The organism is Halomonas sp. FeN2, assembly GCF_020595105.1.
Taxonomy (GTDB): Bacteria; Pseudomonadota; Gammaproteobacteria; order Pseudomonadales; family Halomonadaceae; genus Vreelandella; species Vreelandella neptunia.
In genome coordinates, this window is the sequence record NZ_CP074200.1 from 254,735 (window position 1) to 281,710 (window position 26,976).

General features: G+C 55.7%; 25 protein-coding genes. 10 read left to right on the top strand and 15 right to left on the bottom strand.

Features of this window, described 5'->3' with window-relative positions; all coding sequences use genetic code 11:
• Positions 1-43 precede the first annotated feature (43 nt).
• The 8 genes from glp to hemN all read right to left on the bottom strand — a co-directional run bounded on the left by glp (position 44) and on the right by hemN (position 11,205).
• Positions 44-1,306, bottom strand: coding sequence for a gephyrin-like molybdotransferase Glp (gene glp / locus KF947_RS01210; RefSeq protein ID WP_227405231.1), 1,263 nt, complete (start codon positions 1,304-1,306; stop codon positions 44-46).
• The gene (moaB, locus tag KF947_RS01215; RefSeq protein ID WP_133732558.1) at positions 1,303-1,881 is read right to left on the bottom strand and encodes a molybdenum cofactor biosynthesis protein B; all 579 of its coding nucleotides are present in this window, start codon (positions 1,879-1,881) and stop codon (positions 1,303-1,305) included. The genes glp and moaB overlap by 4 nt, the downstream gene beginning before the upstream one ends.
• A gap of 34 nt (positions 1,882-1,915) precedes the next feature.
• Entirely contained in the window at positions 1,916-2,737 is an 822-nt protein-coding gene (locus tag KF947_RS01220; protein ID WP_227405232.1) for a peptidylprolyl isomerase, read from the bottom strand.
• A 40-nt stretch (positions 2,738-2,777) separates the two neighbouring features.
• Positions 2,778-3,470 (bottom strand): respiratory nitrate reductase subunit gamma, encoded by a 693-nt coding sequence (gene narI / locus KF947_RS01225; protein WP_227405233.1) that lies wholly within the window; start codon positions 3,468-3,470, stop codon positions 2,778-2,780.
• A gap of 13 nt (positions 3,471-3,483) precedes the next feature.
• Complete coding sequence (gene narJ / locus KF947_RS01230) at positions 3,484-4,296, bottom strand: nitrate reductase molybdenum cofactor assembly chaperone (protein WP_227405234.1); 813 nt, start codon at positions 4,294-4,296, stop codon at positions 3,484-3,486.
• A complete protein-coding gene (gene narH, locus KF947_RS01235; protein ID WP_227405235.1) occupies positions 4,289-5,851 on the bottom strand; it encodes a nitrate reductase subunit beta in 1,563 nt (520 codons plus the stop codon). Before narH ends, narJ begins: the two co-directional genes overlap by 8 nt.
• Complete coding sequence (locus KF947_RS01240; RefSeq protein ID WP_227405236.1) at positions 5,848-9,645, bottom strand: nitrate reductase subunit alpha; 3,798 nt, start codon at positions 9,643-9,645, stop codon at positions 5,848-5,850. The genes narH and KF947_RS01240 overlap by 4 nt, the downstream gene beginning before the upstream one ends.
• A gap of 174 nt (positions 9,646-9,819) precedes the next feature.
• Entirely contained in the window at positions 9,820-11,205 is a 1,386-nt protein-coding gene (gene hemN / locus KF947_RS01245; protein WP_088701520.1) for an oxygen-independent coproporphyrinogen III oxidase, read from the bottom strand.
• 267 nt (positions 11,206-11,472) lie between these two features.
• On the opposite strand from hemN, the gene ubiU reads away from it, so the two are divergent.
• The 7 genes from ubiU (at position 11,473) to KF947_RS01275 (ending at position 17,510) form a co-directional block, all read left to right on the top strand.
• A complete protein-coding gene (ubiU, locus tag KF947_RS01250) occupies positions 11,473-12,468 on the top strand; it encodes a ubiquinone anaerobic biosynthesis protein UbiU (RefSeq protein WP_227405237.1) in 996 nt (331 codons plus the stop codon).
• 9 nt (positions 12,469-12,477) lie between these two features.
• Positions 12,478-13,425 carry a U32 family peptidase gene (locus KF947_RS01255; protein WP_088701522.1) on the top strand — a complete coding sequence of 316 codons (948 nt, stop codon included), beginning with the start codon at positions 12,478-12,480 and terminating at the stop codon, positions 13,423-13,425.
• A 137-nt stretch (positions 13,426-13,562) separates the two neighbouring features.
• Positions 13,563-15,314, top strand: a complete 1,752-nt coding sequence (locus KF947_RS01260) for a ribonucleoside triphosphate reductase (RefSeq protein WP_088701523.1) — start codon at positions 13,563-13,565, stop codon at positions 15,312-15,314.
• A 44-nt stretch (positions 15,315-15,358) separates the two neighbouring features.
• Complete coding sequence (gene nrdD / locus KF947_RS22100; RefSeq protein WP_027959384.1) at positions 15,359-15,523, top strand: anaerobic ribonucleoside-triphosphate reductase; 165 nt, start codon at positions 15,359-15,361, stop codon at positions 15,521-15,523.
• Positions 15,524-15,593: 70 nt separating this feature from the next.
• On the top strand, positions 15,594-16,343 hold the full coding sequence (locus KF947_RS01265) for an anaerobic ribonucleoside-triphosphate reductase activating protein (RefSeq protein WP_227405238.1): 750 nt from the start codon (positions 15,594-15,596) through the stop codon (positions 16,341-16,343).
• 119 nt (positions 16,344-16,462) lie between these two features.
• Positions 16,463-16,909, top strand: a complete 447-nt coding sequence (locus KF947_RS01270; protein WP_022523538.1) for an Rrf2 family transcriptional regulator — start codon at positions 16,463-16,465, stop codon at positions 16,907-16,909.
• A gap of 127 nt (positions 16,910-17,036) precedes the next feature.
• Complete coding sequence (locus KF947_RS01275) at positions 17,037-17,510, top strand: DUF4870 family protein (RefSeq protein ID WP_227405239.1); 474 nt, start codon at positions 17,037-17,039, stop codon at positions 17,508-17,510.
• A gap of 72 nt (positions 17,511-17,582) precedes the next feature.
• On the opposite strand, the gene KF947_RS01280 is transcribed toward KF947_RS01275, so the two are convergent.
• Entirely contained in the window at positions 17,583-18,794 is a 1,212-nt protein-coding gene (locus KF947_RS01280; RefSeq protein WP_227405240.1) for an NnrS family protein, read from the bottom strand.
• 264 nt (positions 18,795-19,058) lie between these two features.
• On the opposite strand from KF947_RS01280, the gene hmpA reads away from it, so the two are divergent.
• The gene (hmpA, locus tag KF947_RS01285; RefSeq protein ID WP_088701526.1) at positions 19,059-20,231 is read left to right on the top strand and encodes an NO-inducible flavohemoprotein; all 1,173 of its coding nucleotides are present in this window, start codon (positions 19,059-19,061) and stop codon (positions 20,229-20,231) included.
• Positions 20,232-20,287: 56 nt separating this feature from the next.
• Here hmpA and ubiT read toward each other — a convergent pair whose 3' ends face one another.
• Positions 20,288-20,785: a ubiquinone anaerobic biosynthesis accessory factor UbiT gene (gene ubiT / locus KF947_RS01290; protein ID WP_088701527.1), complete on the bottom strand. Its 498-nt coding sequence runs from the start codon at positions 20,783-20,785 to the stop codon at positions 20,288-20,290.
• A 201-nt stretch (positions 20,786-20,986) separates the two neighbouring features.
• Between ubiT and KF947_RS01295 the strand changes: the two genes are divergently transcribed.
• Complete coding sequence (locus tag KF947_RS01295; protein ID WP_088701528.1) at positions 20,987-21,553, top strand: cytochrome c oxidase subunit 3 family protein; 567 nt, start codon at positions 20,987-20,989, stop codon at positions 21,551-21,553.
• A gap of 15 nt (positions 21,554-21,568) precedes the next feature.
• Positions 21,569-21,871, top strand: a complete 303-nt coding sequence (locus KF947_RS01300) for a cytochrome C oxidase subunit IV family protein (protein WP_088701529.1) — start codon at positions 21,569-21,571, stop codon at positions 21,869-21,871.
• Positions 21,872-21,911: 40 nt separating this feature from the next.
• Here the strand turns inward: KF947_RS01300 and KF947_RS01305 are convergent, their stop codons facing one another.
• The 5 genes from KF947_RS01305 to KF947_RS01325 all read right to left on the bottom strand — a co-directional run bounded on the left by KF947_RS01305 (position 21,912) and on the right by KF947_RS01325 (position 26,797).
• Positions 21,912-22,109 (bottom strand): hypothetical protein, encoded by a 198-nt coding sequence (locus KF947_RS01305; RefSeq protein WP_088701530.1) that lies wholly within the window; start codon positions 22,107-22,109, stop codon positions 21,912-21,914.
• An 11-nt stretch (positions 22,110-22,120) separates the two neighbouring features.
• The gene (locus KF947_RS01310; protein ID WP_227405241.1) at positions 22,121-24,064 is read right to left on the bottom strand and encodes a nitric oxide reductase activation protein NorD; all 1,944 of its coding nucleotides are present in this window, start codon (positions 24,062-24,064) and stop codon (positions 22,121-22,123) included.
• Between the two features lie 9 nt (positions 24,065-24,073).
• Positions 24,074-24,886 carry a CbbQ/NirQ/NorQ/GpvN family protein gene (locus KF947_RS01315; RefSeq protein ID WP_227405242.1) on the bottom strand — a complete coding sequence of 271 codons (813 nt, stop codon included), beginning with the start codon at positions 24,884-24,886 and terminating at the stop codon, positions 24,074-24,076.
• 64 nt (positions 24,887-24,950) lie between these two features.
• Positions 24,951-26,306 carry a cbb3-type cytochrome c oxidase subunit I gene (locus KF947_RS01320; RefSeq protein ID WP_088701533.1) on the bottom strand — a complete coding sequence of 452 codons (1,356 nt, stop codon included), beginning with the start codon at positions 26,304-26,306 and terminating at the stop codon, positions 24,951-24,953.
• A 38-nt stretch (positions 26,307-26,344) separates the two neighbouring features.
• The gene (locus KF947_RS01325) at positions 26,345-26,797 is read right to left on the bottom strand and encodes a c-type cytochrome (RefSeq protein WP_088701534.1); all 453 of its coding nucleotides are present in this window, start codon (positions 26,795-26,797) and stop codon (positions 26,345-26,347) included.
• Between the last annotated feature and the right edge of the window lie 179 nt (positions 26,798-26,976).

A 26,976-nucleotide genomic window follows, 5' to 3' on the forward strand; every position in this document is an offset into this window, starting at 1 on the left:
ATGAAAAACAAACGAGGTCAGTGGCCACGATAGGAAAAGCTGTTCAAGCGGCGAACTGATTGATGGGGTAATAGTGATAGATGCCCCCTTCAGTCACCTCCGTGGCGGGGTTAATCATTAAATAACCGTGGGCTTGGCTAGCCGCGCTGAGCATGTGTGAGCCCTGCCCGCCCGCTAGCTGCGCCACGGGAGCCCCCTGTGACCAATCCATCACCACCCGTAGTAGCTCGCAGCGCCCCTGGGGCCCTCGCTGAGAAAAGCCCGCTTTTACCGGGTAACGCTGTAGAGCCGCTACGGCTCTACCTTGCATGGCATGGATAAACGGCAGCGCCAGCAGCTGCCAGCCCACCAGGGAGGCCACTGGGTTACCCGGCAACGCCATTAACGGTGTGGAAGAGGCAGGCTCCGCGCCCAGATAACCGAACGCAAAGGGCTTCCCTGGCTTCATGGCAACACCATGAAAATGTAACCCACCGCGCTGCTCGATCACCGGGCGTACATGATCCTCCTCGCCTACCGAAACGCCACCGGTGCACATCACCACATCTGCAGCGGTTTGTGCGTGCTCAAAAGCCTGATGCAATGACTGCGGCGAATCAGCGATGACGCCCAAGTCCAACACATCGCACTGAGCTTGCGCTAGCAGTACGTTAAGCATGGCGCGATTGCTGTCGTATACCTGTCCCGGCGCTCTCGCAGTACCTGGGGCAATTAGCTCATCGCCGGTTGAGAGTAGCGCCACCCGCAGGCGCCGTTTGACGTTAACCGTGTTAATACCATGGCTTGCCAGCAGCGCAATCGACGCGGCATCAAGAAAAGTGCCTGCAGCGAGTAGCGGGGTTCCCATGCAGGTCTCCTCGCCCTGGCGGCGAATATTAGCGCCTATCACCAGGTTACCTTCGAGGTGTATATACCCACGCTGATCAAGGGTTACCCGCTCTTGAGGTACCACAATATCTGCCCCCATGGGTACCGGCGCGCCGGTAAAAATACGCGCGCAGCCTCCTTCCGGTAGCAGCATGACGCCTGCGCCAGCCGGTACGCGTTGAAGAATGGGTAAGCCTGCACCGCGAGGTACCGCTTGGTAATCAGCCAGACACAGCGCGTAACCATCCATAGCGCTATTGTCCACACCCGGCATATCAAGAGGTGCGAGCAGCGTTTCTGCCAGCACTCGCCCCGCCGATTGTTCCAGGGTGATGGTTTTTACTGTATTAATGGGCGTGGCGGCGTCGATAAGCCGTTGGCGTGCATCAAACAGATCTAACAAGCCGGGTGTGACTATTTCTGCGCAGTGACAGTTCATAAACGCTCCACCTCATTGGAAGAAGTCGCTTTATGGCGTCCACTGCATTGGGTCGCTGAAGGCAGCACCATGGCGGCGAAGTTGCAGGGCCGAGTGCGGGAGTCCAGCTGCAAAGCGATTATTTTGTCCCACGCCAACGCACACGCCTTGGGCGAGCCGGGCATCGCAAACATCATCGTTCGGTTGGCCACCCCCGCTACAGCGCGAGACTGGATCGTCGCGGTGCCGATGGTCTTCAGAGAGTAGTGGCGGAACAGCTCGCCATACCCCTCAATCGCTTTGTCGAACAGCGGTATCAACGCCTCGGGAGTGGTATCCCGAGCGGTAAAGCCAGTGCCGCCATTAACCAGAATTGCGTGGATATCTGCTCGCGCAATCCATTCCGAGACCACGGCACGAACCTGATAGATATCATCAGGTACGATGCGCCTCTCTACCAGGATATGGCCGCTTTCACTCAGATGTTCAACCAGCAGGTCGCCGCTGCCATCCTCATCGAAACCACGGGTATCGGAAACCGTTAGCACCGCGATGCCAAGCGGAGTGAAAAGAGCATCTACAGGAACATGGGACATCAAGCTCTCCTATTAGCTTTGCTATTGCTTCAAGCTATTGCATCAAGCTGCCGCCAGCATCGTCATCCAGAACAATGCCTTCGACGCCTATTTCGCTCTCTAACGCCAGCAAATAGTGACGCAGCGCGCGTCGAGTTGCCTGCTCCCGTAGGCTATGGCGCACCCGGTAAATCACTTGATCGAAAGGTAACGCCCTACCTTCTCTGCGCTCGTCAATACTCACCACATGCCAGCCATAGCGAGACGCCAAGGGGCGCTCGTGCAGACCTTCGGGCAAGTGCTGCAAAGCGCGATCCAACTCTGGAACAGTCTGCCCTGATACCAACCAGCCCAAATCACCATCCAGCTCTTTTGAAGGGCACGCGGAGTGGTGTTGAGCAAATTCGGCAAACCGTTCGGGTATCTGATTAAGCTGTTCGAGTAGCTTTTCGCCAAGCTGGTAAGCGTCGTCGCGACCCTGGGAGTCATCGGGTGCGGCCGCGAGCAGAATGTGACGAACGCGTAACTGCACCGGTTCGCTGAAGCGCTCGCGGTGGGTCTCAAAAAAGCGCTGGCAATCGGCTTCCCCCGGTTCGGGCACATCAAGCTCCTGTTCGAGCAGGGCAGCAATCGCCGCATCTTCCTGTGCTTCGCTAACTTCCTGTGTCGATAGTAGGCCCAGGAAGCTAGCACGCTGGCGAAGCAGCTCTCGAACCACCAACGCACGGGCCGCCTGAAGCTGAGCCTCCCCCGCCGTTTCGGCGGGGTGGTACTGCATCTCCAACGCAATCGTTGCTTCATCGATAGGGGTGTCGCCGACGCGTACCGGAGGCGCAGCGACGCCCCCAGGTAGCTGTTCGATATCAATCATCTGCATGTTATTTCTCCTCTAGTCCTGGACGTGCACAAGCCGTTTTTTAAATGCGCCGGCGGACAAGCTGATAACGCCGGGTAACATAGCCGAACGGCACGCTCCACACATGCACCAGCCGCGAAAACGGGAACAGCAGGATGATGGTTAAGCCGATAAAGATATGCAGTTTGTAGATCCACGACACTTCCTGCATGTAGTCCGCCGCACCACCGCTAAAGAAGACAATCGACTGCGCCCAGCTGGAGAGTGTCAGCATCATTTCACCGTCCATATGGCCTAGCGAGAAGATGATGGTTACCATGCCAAGGCATGCCTGTAAGACGATCAAACCCAGGATCAAGGTATCCATCAAGCTCGACGACGCCTTTACGCGAGGATTTACCAATCGCCGATAAAGCAACATGGCGCCGCCCACCACGCACATAGCACCGGCAATACCGCCGACCACGATGGCCACTAGCTGTTTAGTGCCAGCGTGCAGGAACGGTTCATAGACCCAGTGCGGAGTGAGCATGCCCACCAGATGGCCGAAGAAAATCACGATAATACCGATATGAAACAGGTTGCTGCCCAGGCGCATATTCTTTGAAGAGAGCATCTGGCTAGAACCGGTCTTCCAGGTGTACTGACCATGATCAAAACGGAGCAGGCTGCCCAGCAGAAACACCGTGCCCGCGAGATAGGGGTAGTAACCGTAGATCAGATGGGTTAAGTAATGCGCAATCGCGTCATACATGGTGATTCTCCTATTAACGATCGGCGGAAGGAGCGGAAGAGGCATTTAAAGACGGAGCAGGCATAATGCGTACCGGCTGGCTCTGAACGGTGTGTTTGCGCTCGGCCAAGCGACGCCCTTCGGCAGACTGCAGCGCGCAGTCCTCGTCAGAGGTTGCCGAGAAACGCACCGCTTCTTCTTCCCATACGGCGTCCAAGGCCTCGGGGGTGTTATCAGGCACTTCTTTCTTGACCTGGGGCCGATGCTCCTCTACATCACCCTCGGCGCCGATTAACGCCAACAGTGACAACGGTACCAGCGCGTGATCCGCTCCCCGCTCCTCCAGCCGCGCGGTCAGCAGCGCCAGAATATGGCGTATTTCGCCCAGCCAGCGGCCGATCTCGGCTTCATCGCACATTGAAAGGTATTCAAGAAATACCGGTAGATGATCGGGCAGTTCACGGGCATCCAGCTCAAAACCGGCCGCGCTGTACTCGGCCATAAGATCTACCATGGCCTGGCCACGGTCACGTGATTCACCGTGAACGTGCTCGAATAGCAGCAGCGACGTAGCTCGCCCCTTATCGAACATGGCGAAGTACTCGGCCTGCAGTTCAAGCAGGTCGCCCTCTTGGAGACGCTGACACCACTCCATTAGCGACGCTTTGAGAGCCGCTCCCAGGCGGCGCTCGGCATTGAGAATTTCGATGAGCTCGCCGCTGGCATCCTGCAGTTCCTGGGTCGGGTAATCGAGCAGGCGGGCCAGTACGCGTAGGCTACGCATACCCTGTAGCGGTTCGAACGACGGCTCTACCGGGGTCGGCGATTGGGTAGCGGCTTCAGTCATGACGAGACTCCTCAAGTTGTGGCTGCGGGTCGAAGACCTCTACCGGTTTTACCAACACGCTGGTCTGCTTACGACCGTTAAATAGGTTGGGCTGGCTCTCACCGTGGCAACCATCACCAAAGGTAAAGCCACATCCACCCCGCTCGGGGAAGGCTTCGGTTGCCATCTCACGATGGCTGGTGGGGATCACGAAACGATCCTCGTAGTTGGCAATGGCCAGGTAGCGGTACATTTCTTCCACCTGGGCTACGCTCAGACCTACGGCATCGAGCACCTCGGCATTAGGGGCGCCATCCACGTGCTTGCCGCGCATGTAGACACGCATCGCCATCAAGCGCTTGAGTGCCAATACCACGGGCTCCTCTTCACCGGCTGTCAACAGGTTGGCCAGGTACTTCACCGGGATACGCAGTGATTCGATCTTGGGCAGGATGCCATCGAACTCTACATGCCCCGCCTCAGCGGCGGACTGAATCGGCGACAGCGGCGGCACGTACCACACCATCGGCAGCGTGCGGTATTCCGGGTGCAGCGGCAGCGCCAATCCCCAGTCGATAGCCATCTTGTAGACCGGTGAGGCCTGGGCGGCTTTGATGACGTTATCCTGGATGCCATCCCGCTTGGCCTGGGCAATCACTTCCGGATCGTTAGGATCTAGGAAAATCTCGCACTGGCGGTGGTAGAGGTCACGCTCGTCAGGGGAGCTTGCCACTTCCTCTATACGGTCAGCGTCATACAGCAGCACGCCGAGATAGCGAATGCGGCCCACACAGGTCTCGGAACAGATGGTCGGCTGACCGGCCTCGATACGCGGGTAGCAGAAGATACACTTCTCGGACTTACCGCTTTTCCAGTTGTAGTAGATCTTCTTGTAGGGGCAGCCGGAGATACACATACGCCAGCCACGGCACTTGTCCTGGTCGATTAGAACGATGCCGTCCTCTTCCCGCTTGTAGATCGCACCACTGGGGCAAGCCGCTACACAGGTTGGGTTCAAGCAGTGCTCGCACAGACGCGGCAGATACATCATGAAGGTGTTTTCGAACTGGCCGTATATATCTGCCTGCACCTTGTCGAAGTTGGCGTCTTTGCGCCGCTTGGCGAACTCGGTGCCAAGAATCTCTTCCCAGTTCGGGCCCCACTCGATCTTTTTCATACGCTGACCGGAAATCAGCGAGCGCGGACGCGCCACCGGCTGGTGCTCACCGATCTTGGCGGTATGCAGGTGTTGGTAGTCGAAAGTGAACGGCTCATAGTAGTCATCCATCTCGGGCAAGTCGGGGTTGGCGAAAATGTTCGCCAGCACCCGCCATTTGCCACCAATACGCGGTTCAATCCGACCGTCGTTAAGGCGCATCCAGCCGCCCTTCCACTTGGCCTGGTTCTCCCACTCTTTGGGATAGCCGATACCGGGCTTGGTCTCGACATTGTTGAACCAGGCGTACTCCATACCTTCGCGACTGGTCCAGACATTTTTGCAGGTCACCGAACAGGTGTGGCAACCAATACACTTATCAAGGTTGAGAACCATGCCTACCTGGGAACGAATTTTCATTTCACGGCCTCCTGAGCACTGTTCTTCTGAACACTGTCATTGCCTTCACCATCCAGCCAGTCAACGTATTTCATCTTGCGCACTAACACGAACTCATCGCGATTTGAGCCGACGGTGCCGTAATAATTAAAACTGTAAGAGAGCTGCGCGTAGCCGCCGATCATATGGGTTGGCTTGGGGCAGACACGGGTGACCGAGTTGTGAATACCGCCCCGCGTGCCGGTGACCTCAGAACCAGGGACGTTCACGTTGCGCTCCTGGGCGTGGTACATCATCACCATGCCCGCCTTGACCCGCTGGCTGACCACTGCCCGCGCGGCAATCGAGCCGTTGGCGTTGTAGACCTCGATCCAGTCGTTGTCCTCGATATCGATCTCAGCCGCGTCCGCCTCGGAGAGCCACACCACCGGGCCGCCTCGGTTAAGCGTCAACATCAGCAGATTGTCCGAGTAAGTGGAGTGGATGCCCCACTTCTGGTGCGGCGTGAGAAAGTTCAGCGCCTTGCTCTTGAAGCCGTTGTCGGCGGGAAGCTGGAAGCCTTTGGCCGCCTTGGTATCGATGGGCGGACGATAGACCAGCAGGCTTTCACCGAAAGCGCGCATCCAGGCATGATCCTGATAGAACTGCTGACGACCACTCACGGTGCGCCAGGGAATCAGCTCGTGAACGTTGGTGTAACCGGCGTTATAGGAGACATGCTCATCCTCGAGGCCAGACCAGGTCGGGCTGGAGATAATCTTGCGCGGCTGGGCGACGACATCGCGGAAGCGGATTTTTTCGTCATGTTTGGGCCTTGCCAGGTGGGTATGGTCACGCCCGGTAATTTTGGAGAGTGCATCCCACGCTTTTACTGCCACGGCGCCATTGGTTTCCGGTGCCAGGGTCAGAATCATCTCGGCAGCATCGATAGCGCTGTCGATCAACGGACGCCCTTTATGCGGGCCATCCAGTTTGCGATGGTTGAGTTTGCCCAGCAGCTCGACTTCAGCATCGGTATTCCAGGCGATGCCCTTGCCGCCGTTACCGATGCTTTCCAGCAGCGGCCCTACGGAGGTGAAGCGCTCATAGGTTTCGGGATAGTTGCGCTTAACCTCAATCAGCGATGGCATGGTCTTACCGGGAATCGGCGCGCATTCGCCCTTCTTCCAATCCATCACCGCCGGTTGGGCCAACTCTCCTGGCGAGTCGTGCTGCATCGGCAGCGTGACCAGGTCGGTCTCTTCGCCCAGGTGGCCTACACACACCTTGGAGAATGCTTTGGCAATACCCTTGTAAATATCCCAGTCGCTGCGCGATTCCCAGGCCGGATCGGTGGCGGCAGTCAAGGGGTGAATAAAGGGGTGCATGTCAGAAGTGTTAAGGTCGTCCTTCTCATACCAGGTTGCCGTAGGCAGCACGATATCCGAGTAGAGGCAGGTGGTGGACATGCGGAAATCCAGCGTCACCAGCAGGTCGAGCTTGCCTTCCGGCGCCTCGTCACGCCATACCACTTCTTCGGGCTTCTGGCCGCCGAAGTCACCCAGGTCTTTACCCTGAATACCGTGGCGAGTACCCAGCAGGTACTTGAGCATGTACTCATGGCCCTTACCGGAGCTACCCAGCAGGTTGGAGCGCCAGATGAACATATTACGCGGGAAGTTCTCTGGCGCATCCGGGTCTTCCGCTGCAAAGCGCAGTTCACCGCTCTTGAGCTGCTGAACGGCATAGTCGGCAGTGGACATACCCGCGGCTTCGGCTTTTTTCGCTAGGCGTAGCGGGTTAGTGTCCAGCTGAGGTGCTGACGGCAGCCAGCCCATGCGCTCAGCACGCACGTTAAAGTCAATCAGGCTACCGGGGTAATCCTCGGCCTTGGCCAGCGGCGAAAGAATTTCTTTAATCTCAAGCTTCTCGTAGCGCCACTGGGAGGAGTGACTATAGAAGAAGGAAGTAGAGTTCATGTGGCGCGGCGGGCGCTGCCAGTCGAGGCCAAAGGCCAAAGGCGTCCAGCCAGTCTGCGGACGCAGTTTTTCCTGACCAACGTAGTGAGCCCAGCCGCCACCGCTCTGACCGATACAACCACACATGACCAGCATGTTAATCAGGCCGCGGTAGTTCATATCCATGTGGTACCAGTGGTTCATACCGGCACCAACGATGATCATGCTACGGCCGTTGGTTTTATGGGCGTTGTCGGCAAATTCACGGGCAATGCGGGTGCACTGCTCTGCAGGGACACCGGTGATTTTCTCCTGCCACGCGGGGGTATAGGGGCGAATCTGATCAAACGAGGTCGCGCCATCATCTTCGCCGTCGCCGACAAAGCCACGGTCGATACCGTAGTTGGCACACATCAGATCAAAAACGGTGACCGCCAGCATTTCGCTGCCATCGGCTCTCTTCAAGCGTTTGGCGGGCAAATTGTGGAACAGCAGGTCGTCAGCAGCACCAACACCGGCCCCTTTTACGTGCTCAAAGTGCTCGTGCTCAATGCCACCGAAGTAAGGGAACGCCACGCGCGCGACGCTATCGTGGTGGTTGACCAAACTGAGTAACGGCTTGATTTCAGCGCCTGCGGCGTCCAGCGATTCCAGGTTCCACTTGCCCACTTCGTCGCCAGTTTCGCCCCAGCGGAAACCGATGGAGCCGCGTGGCACCACCAACTGGTCACGGGTTTCATCCCAGGCAACGGTTTTCCACTCGGGATTGTTTTCCTGGCCCAGGGCAGCATCAAAATCGCTGGCACGCAGTTGGCGACCCGGTGCGAAGCTGCCATCTTCACGCACTTCCAGTTCCACCAGGAACGGCATATCGGTATAACGCCGCACATAGTCAGTGAAGTAAGCACTCGGGTAATCGAGGTGGAACTCTTTGAGGATGACATGGCCCATGGCCATCGCCAGGGCGGCATCGGTGCCCTGTTTGGCGGATAGCCATTCGTCAGTGAGTTTGGAGACTTCGGCATAATCCGGAGTGATCGAAACCGTCTTGGTGCCCTTGTAACGTACTTCGGTAAAGAAGTGGGCATCCGGGGTACGCGTCTGGGGCACGTTGGAGCCCCAGGCGATGATGTAGCCGGAGTTGTACCAGTCTGCGGACTCGGGAACGTCAGTCTGCTCGCCCCAGGTCATTGGCGAGGCCGGCGGCAAATCGCAGTACCAGTCGTAGAAGCTCATGCAGACGCCACCAATCAGCGAGAGGTAGCGGCTACCCGCGGCGTAGCTGACCATCGACATGGCAGGAATAGGCGAGAAGCCAAGAATACGGTCGGGGCCATACTGCTTGGCGGTGTAAACGTTAGAGGCCGCCACCAGCTCGTTGAGCTCGTCCCAGTTACCGCGAACGAAGCCGCCCATGCCGCGAGCACGCTTGTACTGTTTGGTCTTGGCGGGGTCTTCGACAATAGACGCCCAGGCATCTACCGGGTCTGGATTAGCCTTGAGCGCTTCGCGCCATAGCGCCAGCAGCGGCTTGCGGATCAACGGGTACTTGAGGCGGTTGGCGCTGTACAGATACCAGGAGTAACTGGCGCCGCGGGGGCAGCCACGCGGCTCATGGTTAGGCAGGTCGGGACGGGTACGGGGGTAGTCAGTCTGCTGGGTTTCCCAGGTAACTAAACCGTTTTTGACGTAGATCTTCCAGCTACAGGAGCCGGTGCAGTTCACCCCGTGGGTGCTACGCACTACCTTGTCGTGTTGCCAGCGGGCACGATAACTATCTTCCCACTGGCGGGATTCGCTGCGTAGCTCACCGTGTTCGTTGGCAAAAGGCTCGCGGGACTTGCGGAAGAAATTCAGCCGATCTATGAAGTGACTCATGGTCGATCTCCAGGCTCCTCGGAAATTTGCATACCCGACAGTGCGGGTTCCATGGAGTGGATTCTGCGTGATCGACAAGCGAATTACTGCGTGATTACCTCCATATACACCCTATCTACCCCCAAGGTGATAGAGCGGCCAACGTAAAGGAATAGACGGTTGGCGCTGTTGAAATTACACCGTGCGCGAATAACGGTTTTCCGTTGGTTTCAGGTAGGCGTCGAACGCCATGGCCAGGTTGCGGATCATCAATCGCCCCGACGGCAGCACCTCGATTTCATGGTCGCGCAAAGCAATTAGTCCGTCGTCCGCCATCTCTTCGAGGCTCGCCAAGGCACTCGCGAAGTAGCTGCTAAAATCGATATCGTGTCGGGCCTCGATAGCGGCAAATTCAAGACGGCCGTGACACATCAGGGTATTAATGACATCGCGGCGCAGGCGATCGTCATCGCTAAGGCGATAGCCACGGAAGACCGGTAAACGCCCTTCATCCAAACGATGCTGATACTGGGCCGTTTCCTTGACGTTCTGGCTGTAGGTATCGCCCACCTTGCCAATCGAGGTAATGCCCAGCCCAATCATGTCGCAGTCGGCGTGGGTAGAGTAGCCCTGAAAATTGCGCTGCAGAGTGCCATTTTCACGGGCCAGGCTCAGCTCGTCATTCGGAAGGGCGAAGTGATCCATGCCGATGTAGACATATCCTGCAGAGGTCAGCCGGTTAATCGTAAGCTCCAGTAGCTCCAGCTTGCGCTCGGGGGGCGGCATGTCTTCGGGGCGAATTAGCCGCTGAGCTTTAAACAGTTCGGGCAGATGGGCGTAGCTATAAGCGGCAATGCGATCCGGTTGCAGGTCAATAATCTTGGTTAGGGTCGTATCGAAACTCGCCACCGTCTGCAGCGGTAAACCGTAGATCAGGTCAACGCTGACCGATTCAAACCCCGCCTCGCGGGCAGCCTTGACCAGGGATACCACCTGCTCTTCGCTCTGGACGCGATTGACCGCTTGCTGCACGTCGTGATCGAAGTCCTGAACCCCAAAGCTCAACCGATTGAAGCCCAGCGCGTAGAGCTCGTACACCTGTTCGGGGGTCACGGTGCGGGGGTCTACCTCCAGCGAGAATTCGCGCTCTTCAGGTGCAGCGAAGTGAAAAGCCTCGTCCAGCGCCGCCATCAGTTCGCTTAGCTGGGCGTTGCTTAAGTAGGTTGGGGTGCCGCCGCCCAGGTGTAATTGGGTCATTTGCCGAGTGGTATCGAACAGCGCTCCCTGAACACGTATCTCCTGTTTTAACCACTCCAGGTATTCGGCGGCTCGCTCGGTATTATGAGTAATGATTTTGTTGCAGGCGCAGTAGTAGCACAGGCTTTTGCAGAACGGGATATGCACATAGACCGAAAGCGGCTTGGGTACTGCGACCCGATTACTGCGCTCGGCGGCGCTACGGTAATCATCCTCGGCAAACGCGGCATGAAACTGGGGCGCAGTGGGATACGAAGTGTACCGCGGGCCTGGGCGGTCATATTTCTCTACCAGGGGGCGATTGAAGAGCAGTTCATCTTGCATGATCGAAATTGGTCTCTGAAAAGGGGCTCTAGAAGAGTTCTCTGAAAAAGGTCTCTTAAAAAGATCTCTTAAAAAGATCTCTGGAAGTGGGTGCAGCAAGCATTGGTTAATATTCATACAATATACGTTTTAAAAACTGCCTGCATCCAGCTTGCCTACTCTGCAGCGTTATCCGCTTTTGAAAGCCACCCCGATATGACCTGTGTCAAAAGCTGACAAAAAATAGGTGACTAAAATGCTCGGACTTTTCCCGCAAGGAGTCTCGCTATGGAGCTTGTATGTCCCGCTGGCAACCTACCCGCCCTAAAGCGCGCTGTAGATGAAGGTGCCGACGCTGTCTACTTCGGCTTCCAGAACATCACCAACGCACGGCAATTCGCCGGGCTAAACTTTACTGACAAACGTGCCCGCGAGGGGATTGATTACGCCCACCGACATGGCAAACGCGTTTTTTGCGCTATTAATACCTATCCCCAGCCCGATGGCTGGCAACACTGGACTCGGGCCGTGGATCAGGCCGCGGAACTGGGCGTGGATGCGCTGATTCTCGCCGATATGGGGCTGCTCGACTACGCTACTCGCCATCACCCCGAGATCTCGCGGCACCTTTCAGTGCAGGGTTCGGCGACCAGCCATGAAGCGCTACGCTTTTACCACCAGCATTTCGGCATCAAGCGCGCCGTACTGCCAAGGGTGCTGTCAATCACTCAGGTACGCGACCTGGCCAAGCAAACACCGGTAGAACTGGAGGTGTTCGCTTTCGGCAGTCTGTGCATCATGGCCGAAGGACGCTGCTATCTCTCCTCCTACCTGACCGGCGAATCGCCCAATACCCGGGGCGTCTGCTCGCCAGCAGCCCATGTCCGCTGGGAAGAAACGCCTGAGGGCTTAGAGTCGCGCCTTAACAATGTTCTTATCGACCGCTACGCCGAAGGCGAGCGCGCGGGCTACCCCACCCTATGCAAGGGTCGCTTCGAGGTGGCGGGGGAGACCTATCACGCCATTGAGGAACCCACCAGCCTCAATACCCTGGAGCTATTGCCGGAACTACGCGACCTGGGTATTAGCGCCGTCAAAATTGAAGGCCGTCAGCGCAGCCCCGCCTATGTCTCTAAAGTGGCCGGGATCTGGCGTCAGGCGCTCAACCGCCTAGAGGATCAGCCTGAGCGCTTTGATCCAGAACCCGCCTGGATGGCCGGCCTTGCCGAGCTCTCCGAAGGTGCCATCACTACCCTAGGCGCCTACGAACGCCGCTGGAAATAGGAGCCTACTATGCCGAACACTACACCTCCCCCATCACCGACCTTATCAACCGGCCCTCTTCAACTCTCCCTCGGGCCGGTGCTTTTTTACTGGACTCGGCAACGCTACGCCGACTTCTACCGCGAGGCAGCCGACTGGCCGGTAGAGATAATTACCCTTGGCGAAACCGTCTGCTCGCGGCGCCGCGACATGAAACTGGACGACTGGCTAGGCATTGGGCGCGAACTCACCCAGGCGGGCAAGCAGGTGGTACTCGCCAGCCAGACACTAATCGAGTCCGAAGCCGATCTGCGTGACTTACGCAAGCTGTGTGACAACGGCGACTTCATTGTCGAGGCCAATGACCAGAGTGCCCTGCAGCGACTCTCCAGTGCTGGGCTGCCGTTTATCGCCGGTGCCGCGCTGAACCTCTACAATCCGGCGACGCTGGGCGTCATGGCACGTGCTGGAATGAAGCGCTGGCAAGCGCCGGTGGAAATGTCACAGCAAGATTTGGCCAAGCTTATTCACGATTGCCACCAGGCAGGCATTCCCCATCCATGCGAAGTATTCGCCTACGGGCATCTCCCCTTGGCCTGGTCATCACGCTGCTTTACCGCCCGGCGCCACCAAACGCCTAAAGACCGCTGCAAGTTCGTCTGCCAAAAGTACCCCGAAGGCTTGGTGCTACGTTCACAAGAATCCCGCGATGTTTTTACCCTGAACGGTATTCAAACCCTTTCCAGCGCCTGCCAGGATCTGCGCCATGAACTGACGGTCATGGTGGATATGGGGGTATCAGTGGCACGTCTCAGCCCACGGGCGGAAGGCATGGCCATGGTAGTCAAGGCTTTCGACAAGGCCCGCCACGGCAGGTTACCTACTCCCGATCCTTTAACGCTGGTGGATGCTGAAATCTGCGACGGTTACTGGTATGGCCGACCGGGTATGGATAACACCCGCACGATGATTGGCTAAAGCCATAGCCTAGGCGCCACCACGTCTTACTATTTTTCCCCACCATTTTTGATCTGGATCATTTATTGCAAAATCCTGAACGCTTACCCTTTAACACCACATATAGTATTTATTTTTATTAAAGTTAGCATATATAGGTGAATTGGGTGAAAAGCTCCACAAGCGTTCAGGTAGCAAAGCATCATATTGACGTCGCCCCGACGGTCAATGAGTACCTCCAACGCGCCGACTGGCGTGTTCACGCCAATGCCAACCAGGGCTATTCATTGGGCGGTTTAATCCTCAACGTCTCGGGCAAGTTGATAGCCAACTACTGGCTCGATGAGATTTACCCCCACGCCGTGGGGGAAGCTCATAGGGAAGGTGATTTGCATATTCACGACCTGGATATGCTGTGCGGCTATTGCGCCGGCTGGTCGCTGCGTACTTTGCTGCTAGAGGGATTCAATGGGGTGCCGGGACGAGCCGAAAGCAACCCGCCCCGCCACCTCTCAAGTGCCCTCGGGCAAATGGTTAATTTTCTTGGCACCTTGCAGAACGAGTGGGCCGGGGCACAAGCCTTCAGCTCTTTCGATACCTACCTGGCCCCCTACGTGCGCAAGGACGGCCTCACCTATGCACAGGTCAAGCAGGCGCTTCAGGAATTCATCTACAACCTCAATGTGCCTTCGCGCTGGGGTAGCCAGACGCCCTTCACCAACCTAACCTTCGACTGGGTTTGCCCCGACGACTTGCGCCAACAGGTACCGGTTATCGGTGGAGAGGAGCAGCCGTTCAGTTACGGCGAACTGCAGGTTGAAATGGACTTGATCAACCGAGCCTATTTGGAAGTCATGGAGGCCGGTGACCGCCACGGGCGTGTGTTCACCTTCCCGATACCCACTTATAACATCACCCATGATTTCGACTGGGAAAGCGACAACGCCGAGCGGCTCTTCGCACTGACCGCCAAGTACGGTCTGCCCTACTTTCAAAACTTTCTAAATTCGGATCTGGAACCTCACATGGTGCGTTCCATGTGCTGCCGCCTGCAGCTTGATTTGAGTGAGCTGCTCAAACGCGGTAACGGTCTGTTCGGCAGCGCGGAGCAAACCGGATCGTTGGGAGTAGTGACGATCAACTGCGCCCGGCTGGGTTACCGCTTTGCCGGCGACCGGGCCGGGCTGTTCAGCGAGCTGGATCGCCTACTGTCGCTCGGGCGCGATAGCCTCGAACTCAAGCGCGAGCGCATTCAGCAACTAATGGATCAGGGGCTCTACCCCTTTACCCAGCGCTACCTGGGCACGTTACGCAATCATTTCTCCACTCTGGGTGTGAATGGGCTTAACGAAATGGTGCGCAACTTTACTGGGGATCGCTGCGATATCGCCGACGCCCAAGGGCTGCAGCTGGCGCTGGATCTTCTTGACCACGTCCGGGAGCGGATGCGCGAATTTCAAGAACAGACCGGCCATATGTATAACCTTGAAGCTACCCCTGCAGAGGGCACCACTCACCGCTTTGCCCGGGAGGATCTGACTCGCTTTCCTGACATAATTCAGGCCGGTACACCCGAGGCGCCCTACTACACCAATTCCAGCCAATTGCCGGTGGGCCATACCGATGATCCCTTTGAGGCACTGAGCCATCAAGACCCCTTACAGACTCGCTATACCGGTGGCACGGTATTGCATCTCTATATGCGCGAACGGATTACCTCGGCCTCCGCCTGTCGCAAGCTGGTTAAAACGGCGCTCTCTCACTTTCGCTTACCCTACCTCACAGTGACACCCACCTTTTCGATCTGCCCGGTGCATGGCTACCTGGCGGGTGAACATGAGTTCTGCCCCAAGTGCGACGAAGCACTGTGGGCAAAAACGGCGAGCGCAATTGACGCCGCCACGGCTTGAGGCATTTGCCTCACTTTTTATCAACTCGTTTAAGGAACACGCTAATGCAAACCTCTCAATATGCTAGCTTGCCCACTGAGCAGCGCCAGCGCTGCGAAGTCTGGACCCGCGTCATGGGTTACCACCGCCCGGTAAGTCAGTTCAATATCGGCAAACGTGCCGAACACCAGGAGCGACGCCATTTTACTGAAGCCGCCGCCTCTCGGTAGCTAGCCTTCACTTTTCTCTAACGACGGCTGGGGGGTCTGGCGACAGGCGCCCCAGCAGAGGGATATCACTATGGCTATGCAGACGACACTTGACGACATCACAACTAAATTATCTTCGATTCGGCTGCCGATTGCCGGCCTTGTGCCCATGACCACCCTGGATTATCCCAATCATCTGGCGTGCGTTGTCTTTCTCCAAGGCTGCCCGCTACGCTGCGGCTACTGCCACAATCCCAACATGATCCCGCCGCGCCGAGGTGAACCCCAGGAGTGGCAAGCGATACTGGAATTCCTGAGCACCCGGCAAGGCCTGCTGGAGGCGGTGGTTTTCAGCGGTGGTGAGCCCACCCTGAATGCCGATTTGTACGATGCAGTAAAGGAAGTGAAAGCATTGGGCTTTGAGGTGGGACTACATACCGCCGGCCCTTATCCTGACCGCCTCACCCAGCTATTACCGCATCTCGACTGGGTGGGGCTGGATGTAAAAGGACGCGGAAAAGCGTTTGACCGCATCTGCGGCCGTCCCGGCATCTGGCAGTTGCATGCCCGTAGCTTGGAGGCTTTGCTCGACAGCGGACTCAACTTCGAGTGCCGTACCACCATTCACTGGAAAGATTTTCAGCTTGCCGATGTGGAACGCCTGGCACTGAGTCTTGCCGACTGTGGGGTACGCCACTATGCGCTGCAGGTGGCCCGCAGCGAGCAATGCTTCGACCCTACCTATTCTCAGCCAGTTGCCAATACTCCATCTACAGCTCAGATGAATGCGCTGGTAAGCCGTTTGAAACCGCACTTTGACCAGCTCGAGCTAAGGCACTAACGCTTTCCTTCTTGACCTAGGCCAGTATTGGTACCCCCATGTTCTGATTGCAACTTACTGAACGTTCATACAACATGTTTCTTTTACAGTTGGATTACTCTCGGAGCAAAGCGCACTCCATGCATCTCACTCGATTCACCGATTATTCAATACGCGTGCTGATCTTCCTCGCCGTGAAAGGCGAAGAGCGTTCTACTATCAATGAGATCGCAGAGACCTTTGATATTTCTCGCAATCACCTGATGAAAGTCGTTCAGGAGCTTAGCCAGAAGAACTACGTTACCGCTATTCGGGGCAAGAACGGTGGCCTATTGCTCACGCGAGACCCCGCTACTATCGTGCTAGGTAAACTAGTGCGCGAAATGGAACATGGCATGGAGCTAGTCGAGTGCTTTCATAGCGATAACAACTGCATCATTACTCCCTCGTGTCGGCTCCAGCCCATTCTAAACGAAGCCTTGTCAGCGTTTCTGGAGGTGCTTGACCGCTATACTCTGGCAGATGTGTTGTCCAATCGTTACCCGCAGTTGGCAGGACTAATGCGTATCCCCACCGTCAATGTCTAACGATCACTAGAAACAACCCTATTAATTTCAGCTAAGTAAATTCTGCATAGTTGCTCTACAATAAATGCATTAAAAATGCATTTTAACGCGCTATTAATGATTCCCACTTTGCCGAATGAGGTTCTCTATGGCTATCTCCCCATCCTCCATGCCCTCCGCTTCTCAAGAGGCCACTTCAACGTCGACTTCCTCTAATACGTTTAAGAAAAGCCGCGGGCGTGGCACGGCTATCGTTGTCTATATGCTCTTTCTGGGTAGCGTGTTAGCGGTGGTCACCGCCCCCATAGGGGTACTCATTGCCCACATGAAGAGAAACGATGCCGAGGAGTGGGTCGCTTCCCATTTGCAGTTTCAAATTAGAACGTTTTGGGTAGGGCTTTTAGGCGGGGTGTTGTTCACGGGAATTTGGCATCTACTGGGCTGGCTCGGGCTACCCGCCGTAGCTCCCTGGGCTCTGGGTTACCTCTATTTTACAGCCTGCCTGATCTGGATGGTGGGCCGTTGCGGAGTAGGCATTACCCACCTCACCAACAACCGTCCAGTGGCTAACCCACGCAGTCTTGCCTTTGGCGGTGCCCGGGTCACCCTGGCTGATCGCTAATGAGCGTTTAAATACCTCAATGGTTTTAATACGCCTGCATCCAGACGGATGCAGGCGCCATCTATTATTCGTTCAGCCATCCTGACCGTCGACTCGCGCCTGCATCAACGGCCAAGTGTAGTGCACTACGAATATTGCGTAGGCCACGCACCAGAAGATGATGCTCAGCGTATAGGTCCAGTGGGTGATCTGGGGAAATAACGCCAAGACGGGTGAGCGCACCAAGGCGGCTATTAGCATTAAGCCCAGCGCCACACCAATACCGGGCAAAGTGCGTATGGGGCGGCCCGTATGACCTAGCGAAACTCTGGCCATCATGGCCAGCATCATGGTGCCCATGCCGCCAATGGTCAGGGCGTGCACAGCAAGTTCAACGCGCATCAGCCCCATGAGTGCCAAGACCCACATGACAAGACCTAGCGGAATGCAGGCGTAGCTGCCGTGCAGTCCCCAAAGTAAAGGTTCACGCCAGCTATGCAACCCACCCCAACGCACCATGCGAACAGTATTGGCCAACGCCGCTAAGAGCATCACTCCCCCCATTAATAAAGCAGGAATGGCAACCCCCAACATGATGACCAGCTGCAGCACGACTACGCCAGCCGTACTCACCAGCGTCACCCCTTCGAGTAAAGCAATAGGTTCAGGTTTGGTGCGGCCCAAGCGATTGGCAGTGAACATGGCAATCACGCGCCCGCCCACTACGGTCATCATCAGTGTGATCAACAGTACGGCCAAGTAGGCGGCTTGGCGGATCAGCTCGGCGTCACCCTGCATCACCCCTAAGTGCATCGCCAGGTTAGCCGTGGCAAATAGCAACAGCACAGGTATAAAGATCAAGTTGCGCCACCGCTTTGCGGTAATGACCAGTCGCGCCATAACAATGGCGACCACGGGAAGAAATGCAAGGTCAACCGCCAGCAGCAGCCATCCTGGCAAATCCATGGGAAAAGCCATCAGCACTCTACCCAATAGCCATAACACCACCAGTCCCAATAGTGGCCCGCCGCTTAAGCTCGGCAGTCCTGTCCAGTTTCGTACAGCGGTAAGCAAAAACCCTCCGATCACCGCTGCGGCAAAACCAAACAACATTTCATGCTGATGCCAGAACACCAGGCCGCCATAAGGGCGCAGCAAAATATTGCCATGCCAAAAGCCCAGCCATACCAGTAGAGATAAAATACTGAACAGCGCTGCCAACAGGAAAAAGGGCCGAAAAGCCAGCCGTAACAACGGCAGCTGCTTGAGCTTGGAGGCAGGTTGGGAGGAGGTGATAGTCGACATAGCATAATACCCCACTGAATTACTTGGATTTGCATTGTGCGCCAGGCCAATTACAAAAACCATGACAAGTATCAAAAATGCATCTTATAGACTCAGATAAGCTTCATCGTCGCTCGATACCAAGCGCTTTTGCATTATATTCAGGCCTTGTTATTCAAATAGCTAGCAGCCCCTCTCCTTAACAATGCTCCTTACTGGTTGGTATTTATAGTTTTTGACGTTAAGATGCATATGTAATGAATCTTAACGATTGAGGTATTACCCGTGCTAACACATGAGCAGGAAAAGCTGATCAACGCGACAGCTCCCGTCGTGGCCGAACACCTGAATGCGATTACACAGCGCTTCTATCCGCTGATGTTTACCCGTTACCCAGAGGTCAAGCCCCTCTTTAATGAGGTTCATCAGCAAAGCGGTGGTCAGCCCCGTGCCCTGGCCAACGCCGTGTTGGCCTATGTGCAACTACGCAGTAATCCAGCTCAAGCGCGGGCTACTCTGGATGTTGTGGTCAGCAAACACGTCTCGCTAGGCATTCTTCCCGAGCAGTACCCTATTGTCGGCGAATGCCTGCTGGCAGCGATTGGCGAAGTGCTGGGTGAAGCTGTCACCCCGGAAATCGCCGATGCATGGGGCGCTCTATATAACGAGCTTGCCGCCCTGTTAATTGACCTCGAAGACCAGCGCTATCGTGAGTTTGAGCAGCGCCCGGGCGGATGGCGCGGCACACGCCGTTTCAAGATTGCCAGTACCCAGCAGGAAAGTGCTTTAATTCGCTCTTTTGTCCTTGAGCCCGAGGATGGAGGTCGTGTGGCTGACCATGAGCCAGGTCAGTATATCGGTGTGCGTCTAACCATTAATGGCGAGCTGGTTTATCGGCATTACAGCCTCTCAGACACGCCAAATGGTCAAAGCTATCGAATCTCGATCAAACGCGAAGAACAGGGCCAAGTCAGCCGTCACTTCCACGATGTCTTACAACCCGGCGACACCTTGGAACTGCTACCGCCAGCAGGTGACCTAACGCTGATTGAAGGTGATGAGCCTCTGCTGCTTGCCAGCGGCGGCGTTGGGCAAACGCCCCTGCTTCCCATGGCTAGACATGCCTTGTCCCTTGGGCGGCAAGTCACCTATCTACACGCTGCCCTGGATGCCGACCACCAGGCCTTTAAAGGCGAATTAGAAGCACTGAAGAGCGAGTACCCTCAACGTCTTAAGGCTGTCCGTATTCATGAGCGCGGCAACGAAGCCGAACATATTGGTCGTATCGACCACAGCTTATTAGCTCACTACCTGCCTGATCTTAAGGCGCGATGCTACTTCGTCGGCCCCCAAGGATTCATGACAGCGATTAACAGCGCTTTGTCCGAACTGGGTGTCGACGAGGATCGCCGACACTTTGAGCACTTTGGGCCTTCACGCCCCCTCGACGCAGCTTAATAATGGGCGGCCTCGGGATTTCCCGAGGCCGCTTGTGAACATTTCAGAAGCCTGGGTCACTCTTTACGTACCAAGCGCTCCAGTCCCAACAACAGTTCCCCCAAACGCCCTTGTGCAAGGCCTTCCTCGCAACCGTCGAGTAGATTCTTGAGCGTCAACCCCAGCTCTGTATCCCCTTCAATGATTAAGCGACGCTGGAAAAACAGGCTGTCGGGATCCTCGCGGCGCGTGGCAAGGCACAAGAATTCCCGCCAACCTCCCCGAATGGTTGCCTCGCCTTTCTCGCGACATAATATCAAGCGCTGTGATTCAAGCGTCAGACTTAGCGTCACACCTAAATCGGCGATGGTGAGACTAATGCGCCGACCTTCCAAAGCATCGAATTCCCCCTCTGCAAGCGGCACAGCAAAAGTACGGTTGAGTAAAGGCTCGACGATATGTTGCTTAATTGTAAAAGGTACCCGTGGATCAACGAGACGTATCAAATAGCTAGGCGTTATAGGAGGGGAAATGGACAAAGAGGGCATGGAAAAAGGTAAAGACAGCAATGACATAGCAGTCACTCCAGGATAAAGGCATCATCGGCAAACACTAGGCCACTGATGCTAAACATTGCCGTAGCGCTGGGTAGTGACGCGTGTCAAATAAAAGAAATATTGCACCAAAATTAACATGCATTTAAAATGCACTTAATATATTGACGAAAACCAGTGAGCCCTGATACCTCGGCACAACGCTTACCGAGTGGAGAATTAATGAGGCGCGACCTGCCCAATCCCGGCTGGGGGCCGCTTTCAGCCCTACCCGGCAATCCACTGATGTGGGTATTGATACTGAGCGAAATGCTGGTTTTCACCGCCTTCTTTGCGCTCTATGCCGGTCAACGCGCCCTTGACCCTGCACTATTCAATGAATCCCAACATCAGCTTGACCCGGTGCTGGGCGGCCTCAATACCCTGGTGCTCTTGACCAGCGGACTATTTGTAGCCTTTGCCGTTGAGGCGATAAGCGCTCAGCGCATACAGCGCAGCCGACAGTGGTTAGGCGCCGCTATATTGTTGGGCGTACTGTTCTGTGTCATTAAGGTTTTTGAGTATACAAATAAGTTTGCTGCTGGAATAACGCCAGAAACGAACGCTTTTTTTGGTTTTTACTATGGTTTAACCGCCTTCCATTTTGCTCACGTTGTGTTCGGCTTAGCGCTACTAGGCCTAGTGAGCTGGCGCACTTCTACCGAGAACGTAGAAACGGCGGCAGCCTTCTGGCATATGGTGGACTTGATTTGGATCCTGCTTTATCCACTAATTTATCTGCTGAGATAATTTTGTGAGGAAACAATGAGGGCACTGCCCGGTACACGACGTTTAATCATTACTTGGGGCGTATTAATGGCGCTAACCCTGGTTTCCATGGTTTCCGCTCGGCTAGATCAAACCACCGACTGGCAGGCGCTTCCCCTCTGGTCAGCCGCCATGATAATGATGGCGACCGGTTTCAAAGCCCACTGTGTGCTCATGGTCTATTTAAACTTGCGCGCTGCGACCCCAGCCTGGAAGGGAGTTTTCATTGCCCTGACACTATTAACGTTAACGCTGATTGCCGCGGGCTACCTGGCCGGTCGCTTTCATTTAGTGGGGTAGCCTCACAGGTTTGGATTTAGCTAAGTGCGGAATCAGTAGTTCAAGGCCGCTGCGCGGCATTTGCCCAGCCTTCCAGCAACCGACCCAGGCGCATCAAACCATAAACGATAAAGGGAACCAGCAACATCAGCGCCACGCCCCAATCACGGTTATTGATAAGCCATACCAGCGGCACGACTATACCTAAAGCGACCAAAGACCACAGACTAATCGCCACTACTAGGCGCAAGCGCAACATTGACAACCTCCTTAGGAAGCAACAATCTGGCGGTAGATACTCGGCAGCGCCAAGGAGAGATGCTCCGGACGCTGGACAATGGCATAACCACCTCGCCCAAACAGATGAGGAATATAGCGCCCCGCTTCCCGGTCGATCGTTACCCCGAACACACGCACTTCTTCCCGCCGCGCTTCAAGTACTGCCCTACGCGTGTCCTCAATGCCATAGCGCCCTTCATAATAGTCCGTATCGTTAGGCTTGCCGTCGGTCAGCAGTAGCAGTAACCGGTGCCGATTGGGCCGTTTGGCAAGTTCTTGGGATAGATGCCGGATAGCAGGCCCCATACGCGTGTAGTGGCCTGGTTTGAGCGCTGCGATTCGCCGTGACACCCGCTCGCCCATTGGCTCATCGAAACTTTTCAGCGTATTGACCCAAACACGGTGACGACGGTGGGAGGTAAAGCTGTGAATGGCATAGTCATCGCCGCACCCCGCAAGGCCGTGCCCCAATACCAGCAGCGCCTCTTTAGCCACATCCAGCACCCGCCGGTCTTCCAGCCAGGCCTCAGTGGAAAGGGATACATCGACCAGGATCGAAACCGCCAAATCCCTCGCCTGGGTACGGCTAGCTTGATAGAGACGGTCGCTGGCTTCACCGGTCGCCGCCAGATCACAGCGGGAGCGAATGACGGCGTCCATATCCAGCTCGCTGCCATCCAGCTGGCCACGTAGCGTCTCACGACGCGGCCTAAGTGCTTCAAACTCGCGTCGGACTCGGCGAATGCGCCGTTTTGTCGTTTCATCCGGCTGCCAGTTCTCCCCCTCCTCGCTCTGCACATCGCTGAGTACCACACAGTGGTCAGGCATATAGATTTGCTTACGATGGTTCCATTCCGGATAGGTATGGCGCCCACGCAGCCTTCCCCCACTCACCTCACCGGGCGCCAGATCAAGATCAAGCTTTAACTTGGAAGCCGCCTTCTTACGGTTAGCACTGAGCACAATTTCGTCAATCTGATCGGCCGCCTGTTTTGCCTCATCGTCGTCTTCATCCTCTACATGGCGATTGAGATTGACCATTTCGGCCCAGGAAAGCATCTTTTCGGATGCATTGAGCATTAAAGAGTCATCGCGGTCAGCCTGATCCTGCTCGCGCCGGTCAGCCTTACGTTTACCGTGATCATCTTGTGGCGAATTCTTCCCTGGAACCGGCGCCTCATCATCTTCCTGCTCGGTTCGTGCTTGTTTATGGGTACCCAGGGCAACGGCTTGCCCCCATAGCGGCACCGGCAGTGGCGGCCGGTATCCACGCGGCGCATGAAACTTGTCCAAAGGCAGGGTCTCGTCGAGGATAGCGATATGCATCACTTCGGCCCAGCCAGCCTTGGGCGGCGTTTCTCCCAGCTGGGCACAGAGAACGGATTCAAGCGCTGCTTCCATCGGCGGCAAGCGCTTGCGCTGAGGGCGAATGGCCAGCAATGCCTGACATAACCTGGCGTGGCGCTGAGCGAGCCCAGGGAAGTGGGCCAATACAGCCCGAGTCGCCCGGTTTACTTCACGCAGCTGGAGAAGGTCTTGCTGTAGCGGATCTTCGACGACGTGCACATGCCGGGTCACCGCCAGGTACGCTACCAGCCAAAGGTAGAGATCCCGGTTCAAGGAAGCCTCGGCGAACAAGGCAATGCGTGGCGGTAACAACAGGCTTTCTTCGTCACGGCGTGCTTGATCGAGCACCTCCTCATCAAGCCCAAGCCTTTGACGTAAGGATAAGCGATGCGACGAACTACGCCCCGCAATAGCAGCAACATCGATACCCGCCTCGCCCCCTCCGGCGCGGAAAAAGACGCCAAGCATGGGCCGCAGCGTTTCAAGGCGCACTGCGGCTTCGGGATGGTCTGGGTAGCTTGCCGCACTGGAAGCCCATCGGTGCCAATGGCGGCCTACAAACTCCTCGACTTCAAGAAAATCAAGCATGCCCTGCCCTCACCCAAAGGTTGCGTGAATGGCTTCCATCAGCCCTTCTTGAACATCCGCGTCATCACTCAGCGGCTCCACTAAAGTAGCCCGGGCAGCTTCCAAAATGGGCACCCCGGCAGCAATCAGGGTAGCGCAGTAAACTAACAGGCGAGTAGAAACACCCTCTTCTAAATCCTGCCCCTTCATGGCCCGCAGACTGGCGGCAAGATTGACCAGCGCGGCGCACTGCTCACCGGACAAACCACTCTCCCGCGCGACAATATCGCGCTCGACTTTGGGTGGTGGAAAATCAAATGACATGGCCAGGAAGCGCTGGCGGGTACTCGGTTTAAGCGATTTGAGAATATGCTGATAGCCAGGGTTATAAGACACCACAAGCATGAAGTCATCCGGCGCTTCGAGCAGTTCCCCGGTACGTTCCAACGGCAGTAGTCGGCGGTCATCGGTCAGCGGGTGAAGTACCACGGTGACATCTTTACGCGCCTCCACCACCTCATCGAGATAGCAGATCCCTCCTTCGCGCACTGCGCGAGTAAGCGGGCCATCGACCCAGCGGGTCTCGCCGCCCTGCAATAGATAGCGGCCTGTAAGGTCGGCTGAAGTCAGGTCGTCGTGACATGAAATGGTGAATAGTGGACGGCCCAGTTTCGCGGCCATATGGCTAACAAAACGTGTTTTACCACACCCGGTGGGGCCTTTAAGTAACAGCGGCAGACGTTGACGAAAGGCGTGCTCAAACATAGCGCATTCGTTGCCGACGTTCTCGTAGAAAGGTATTTCACGCTCATCGATAGGATTAGCGACACAAGAAAGAGGCATGGCAAGACTCCATTGCCGGAAAATAAATAAAGAAAGCAAAAACGGCCCCGCAGGGCCGTTAAGTTCAGGCCGAGCCTGCCCCAGCGGTAATTTGTGTGCCACCAGCAGGCACTTGCTCTCGGGCGGGCCCGAAGAAGGAGTAGAGCAGCATGATCGCCCCCACTGCCACGGCCACACCAGCGCCCAAACGCATGATGTAGAACAGGCCTAATTGATCCTGCACTTCCATGTAATTCATGCCCAAGACACGCTGTAAGTGAGTCTGCACGACCCCGGCGAAGGTCAGGGTAAACGTCATGAAGCACATAGCACTGGTGACGATCCAGAAGCCCCACATGTTCAGCACTTGGTTATAAGGCTGCACACGGCGGATCTGCGGCATGGCGTAGGTAATCACGCCAAGAATCAGCATCACATAGGCACCATAGAAAGCTAAATGGCCATGAGCGGCGGTTACCTGAGTACCATGGCTGTAGTAATTCACGAACGAAAGGGTATGCATAAAGCCCCACACCCCAGCGCCGAAAAAGGCAATGGTTGGGCAGCCTAAGGCCCATAGCATGGCCGCTTTATTAGGATGGTTACGACTGCCCTTCCAGAACATGGTAAAGGCGAATACCACCATGGCGAAGAAAGGCGCCACTTCAAGCGTCGAGAAGATACTGCCGATGGGCTGCCAGTAGCCAGGTGCGCCAATCCAGTAGTAGTGGTGCCCGGTGCCCAGCAGGCCGGAGAACAGTGCCAACCCAACAATGATATAGAGCCATTTTTCGATCACTTCGCGATCCACACCGGTCATTTTGATCAGCAGGTAACCCAGCAAGGAAGCCATGATCAATTCCCATACGCCTTCCACCCAGAGGTGCACCACCCACCACCAGTAGAGTTTATCTACAGCCAGGTTGGTCGGGTTGTAGAAAGCGAATAACCAAAATACTGCCGCTAGCCAAAGCCCCAGCATTAACACCAGGTTGATAGCGGTCTTGCGGCCCTTGAGCAGCGTCATGCTGGTATTGAAAAGAAACATTAGAAAAGAAATGGTGATGAGTATTTTCACCCAGAACGGTTGCTCAAGAAACTCGCGCCCTTCATGGATACCGAACTGGTAGCCGACCAGAGCAGCGGCGCCAGCAAAAGCAAAGATCGCCAGCTGGATATACGCCAGATTGGGGCTATGAATTTCCCGCTCGGCTTCCTCTGGCATCAAATAGTAGGTACAGCCCATAAAACCGATCAACAGCCACACAATCAACAGATTGGTATGGCTGACACGCATGATATGAAAGGGCATCACTTCGGCCATAAAATTGGGCCAAGCATAGACGGTGGCGGCCAGCAGTCCGAAGACTATTTGTAGCGTAAATAGCGCCATGGCCACCATAAAAAAGGGTAAAGCAACCTTCTGGGTTTCATATTTCATTGTACGGTTCTCCTTGATTCATCCTTCGGCTGTTTGCTTTAGCCAGCGGGATGTGGGGGCCAGTCCTGATCGTCGATGCCATCGGTCCATTCGAGGAAGTCGATTAGCGAGTTCATATCCTCTTCGCTAAAGTCATACGCTGGCATTTGACGACGACCCTCGATCCCCAATGGCTGGGCGCGGATCCAGGCATTAATACCCGATCTGGCAGCCTCAGGATTTTCATGACCTCCATAGCGTTCCCAGACGTTACCCAGTTCAGGAGCGAAATAAGCACCCTCTCCCATAATGCTATGGCAGTTGATACACATGTTTTTTTCCCACACTTCTTTGCCATGCTTAACAGAATCCGTGAGGCCTTCGCTGTCCGTGGAGACATTGACCATGTACCAATGACTATGAGCCGTTAGCGCGGCAAAGAGCAGGAAGAAGAACAGCGAACCACCGTAGAAAATATTGCGGGCCGCTGATTTAGTGAGACCATCAGCCATAAGCCATACTCCCTTGCTAGTCAGATCCGACCTTCGGCTGGGAAGCCAAAAGGCATACGTTTATTAAGATGCATATTATTTACATTTTTAAGATTAGCAGAAGAATCCCTCTAGCAACATTGCCACAGGTCAATTTTTGGCAAGAGCGATACCCTTGGTAAATTTAAGATTACGAATTA

Excerpts from the sequence above, each read along its gene's own strand:
- glp (WP_227405231.1), bottom strand. The coding sequence starts at position 1,306 with ATGAACTGTCACTGCGCAGAAATAGTCACACCCGGCTTGTTAGATCTG.
- moaB (WP_133732558.1), bottom strand. The coding sequence starts at position 1,881 with ATGTCCCATGTTCCTGTAGATGCTCTTTTCACTCCGCTTGGCATCGCG.
- KF947_RS01220 (WP_227405232.1), bottom strand. The coding sequence starts at position 2,737 with ATGCAGATGATTGATATCGAACAGCTACCTGGGGGCGTCGCTGCGCCT.
- narI (WP_227405233.1), bottom strand. The coding sequence starts at position 3,470 with ATGTATGACGCGATTGCGCATTACTTAACCCATCTGATCTACGGTTAC.
- narJ (WP_227405234.1), bottom strand. The coding sequence starts at position 4,296 with ATGACTGAAGCCGCTACCCAATCGCCGACCCCGGTAGAGCCGTCGTTC.
- narH (WP_227405235.1), bottom strand. The coding sequence starts at position 5,851 with ATGAAAATTCGTTCCCAGGTAGGCATGGTTCTCAACCTTGATAAGTGT.
- KF947_RS01240 (WP_227405236.1), bottom strand. The coding sequence starts at position 9,645 with ATGAGTCACTTCATAGATCGGCTGAATTTCTTCCGCAAGTCCCGCGAG.
- hemN (WP_088701520.1), bottom strand. The coding sequence starts at position 11,205 with ATGCAAGATGAACTGCTCTTCAATCGCCCCCTGGTAGAGAAATATGAC.
- ubiU (WP_227405237.1), top strand. The coding sequence starts at position 11,473 with ATGGAGCTTGTATGTCCCGCTGGCAACCTACCCGCCCTAAAGCGCGCT.
- KF947_RS01255 (WP_088701522.1), top strand. The coding sequence starts at position 12,478 with ATGCCGAACACTACACCTCCCCCATCACCGACCTTATCAACCGGCCCT.
- nrdD (WP_027959384.1), top strand. The coding sequence starts at position 15,359 with ATGCAAACCTCTCAATATGCTAGCTTGCCCACTGAGCAGCGCCAGCGC.
- KF947_RS01265 (WP_227405238.1), top strand. The coding sequence starts at position 15,594 with ATGGCTATGCAGACGACACTTGACGACATCACAACTAAATTATCTTCG.
- KF947_RS01270 (WP_022523538.1), top strand. The coding sequence starts at position 16,463 with ATGCATCTCACTCGATTCACCGATTATTCAATACGCGTGCTGATCTTC.
- KF947_RS01275 (WP_227405239.1), top strand. The coding sequence starts at position 17,037 with ATGGCTATCTCCCCATCCTCCATGCCCTCCGCTTCTCAAGAGGCCACT.
- KF947_RS01280 (WP_227405240.1), bottom strand. The coding sequence starts at position 18,794 with ATGTCGACTATCACCTCCTCCCAACCTGCCTCCAAGCTCAAGCAGCTG.
- ubiT (WP_088701527.1), bottom strand. The coding sequence starts at position 20,785 with ATGTCATTGCTGTCTTTACCTTTTTCCATGCCCTCTTTGTCCATTTCC.
- KF947_RS01295 (WP_088701528.1), top strand. The coding sequence starts at position 20,987 with ATGAGGCGCGACCTGCCCAATCCCGGCTGGGGGCCGCTTTCAGCCCTA.
- KF947_RS01300 (WP_088701529.1), top strand. The coding sequence starts at position 21,569 with ATGAGGGCACTGCCCGGTACACGACGTTTAATCATTACTTGGGGCGTA.
- KF947_RS01305 (WP_088701530.1), bottom strand. The coding sequence starts at position 22,109 with ATGTTGCGCTTGCGCCTAGTAGTGGCGATTAGTCTGTGGTCTTTGGTC.
- KF947_RS01310 (WP_227405241.1), bottom strand. The coding sequence starts at position 24,064 with ATGCTTGATTTTCTTGAAGTCGAGGAGTTTGTAGGCCGCCATTGGCAC.
- KF947_RS01315 (WP_227405242.1), bottom strand. The coding sequence starts at position 24,886 with ATGCCTCTTTCTTGTGTCGCTAATCCTATCGATGAGCGTGAAATACCT.
- KF947_RS01320 (WP_088701533.1), bottom strand. The coding sequence starts at position 26,306 with ATGAAATATGAAACCCAGAAGGTTGCTTTACCCTTTTTTATGGTGGCC.
- KF947_RS01325 (WP_088701534.1), bottom strand. The coding sequence starts at position 26,797 with ATGGCTGATGGTCTCACTAAATCAGCGGCCCGCAATATTTTCTACGGT.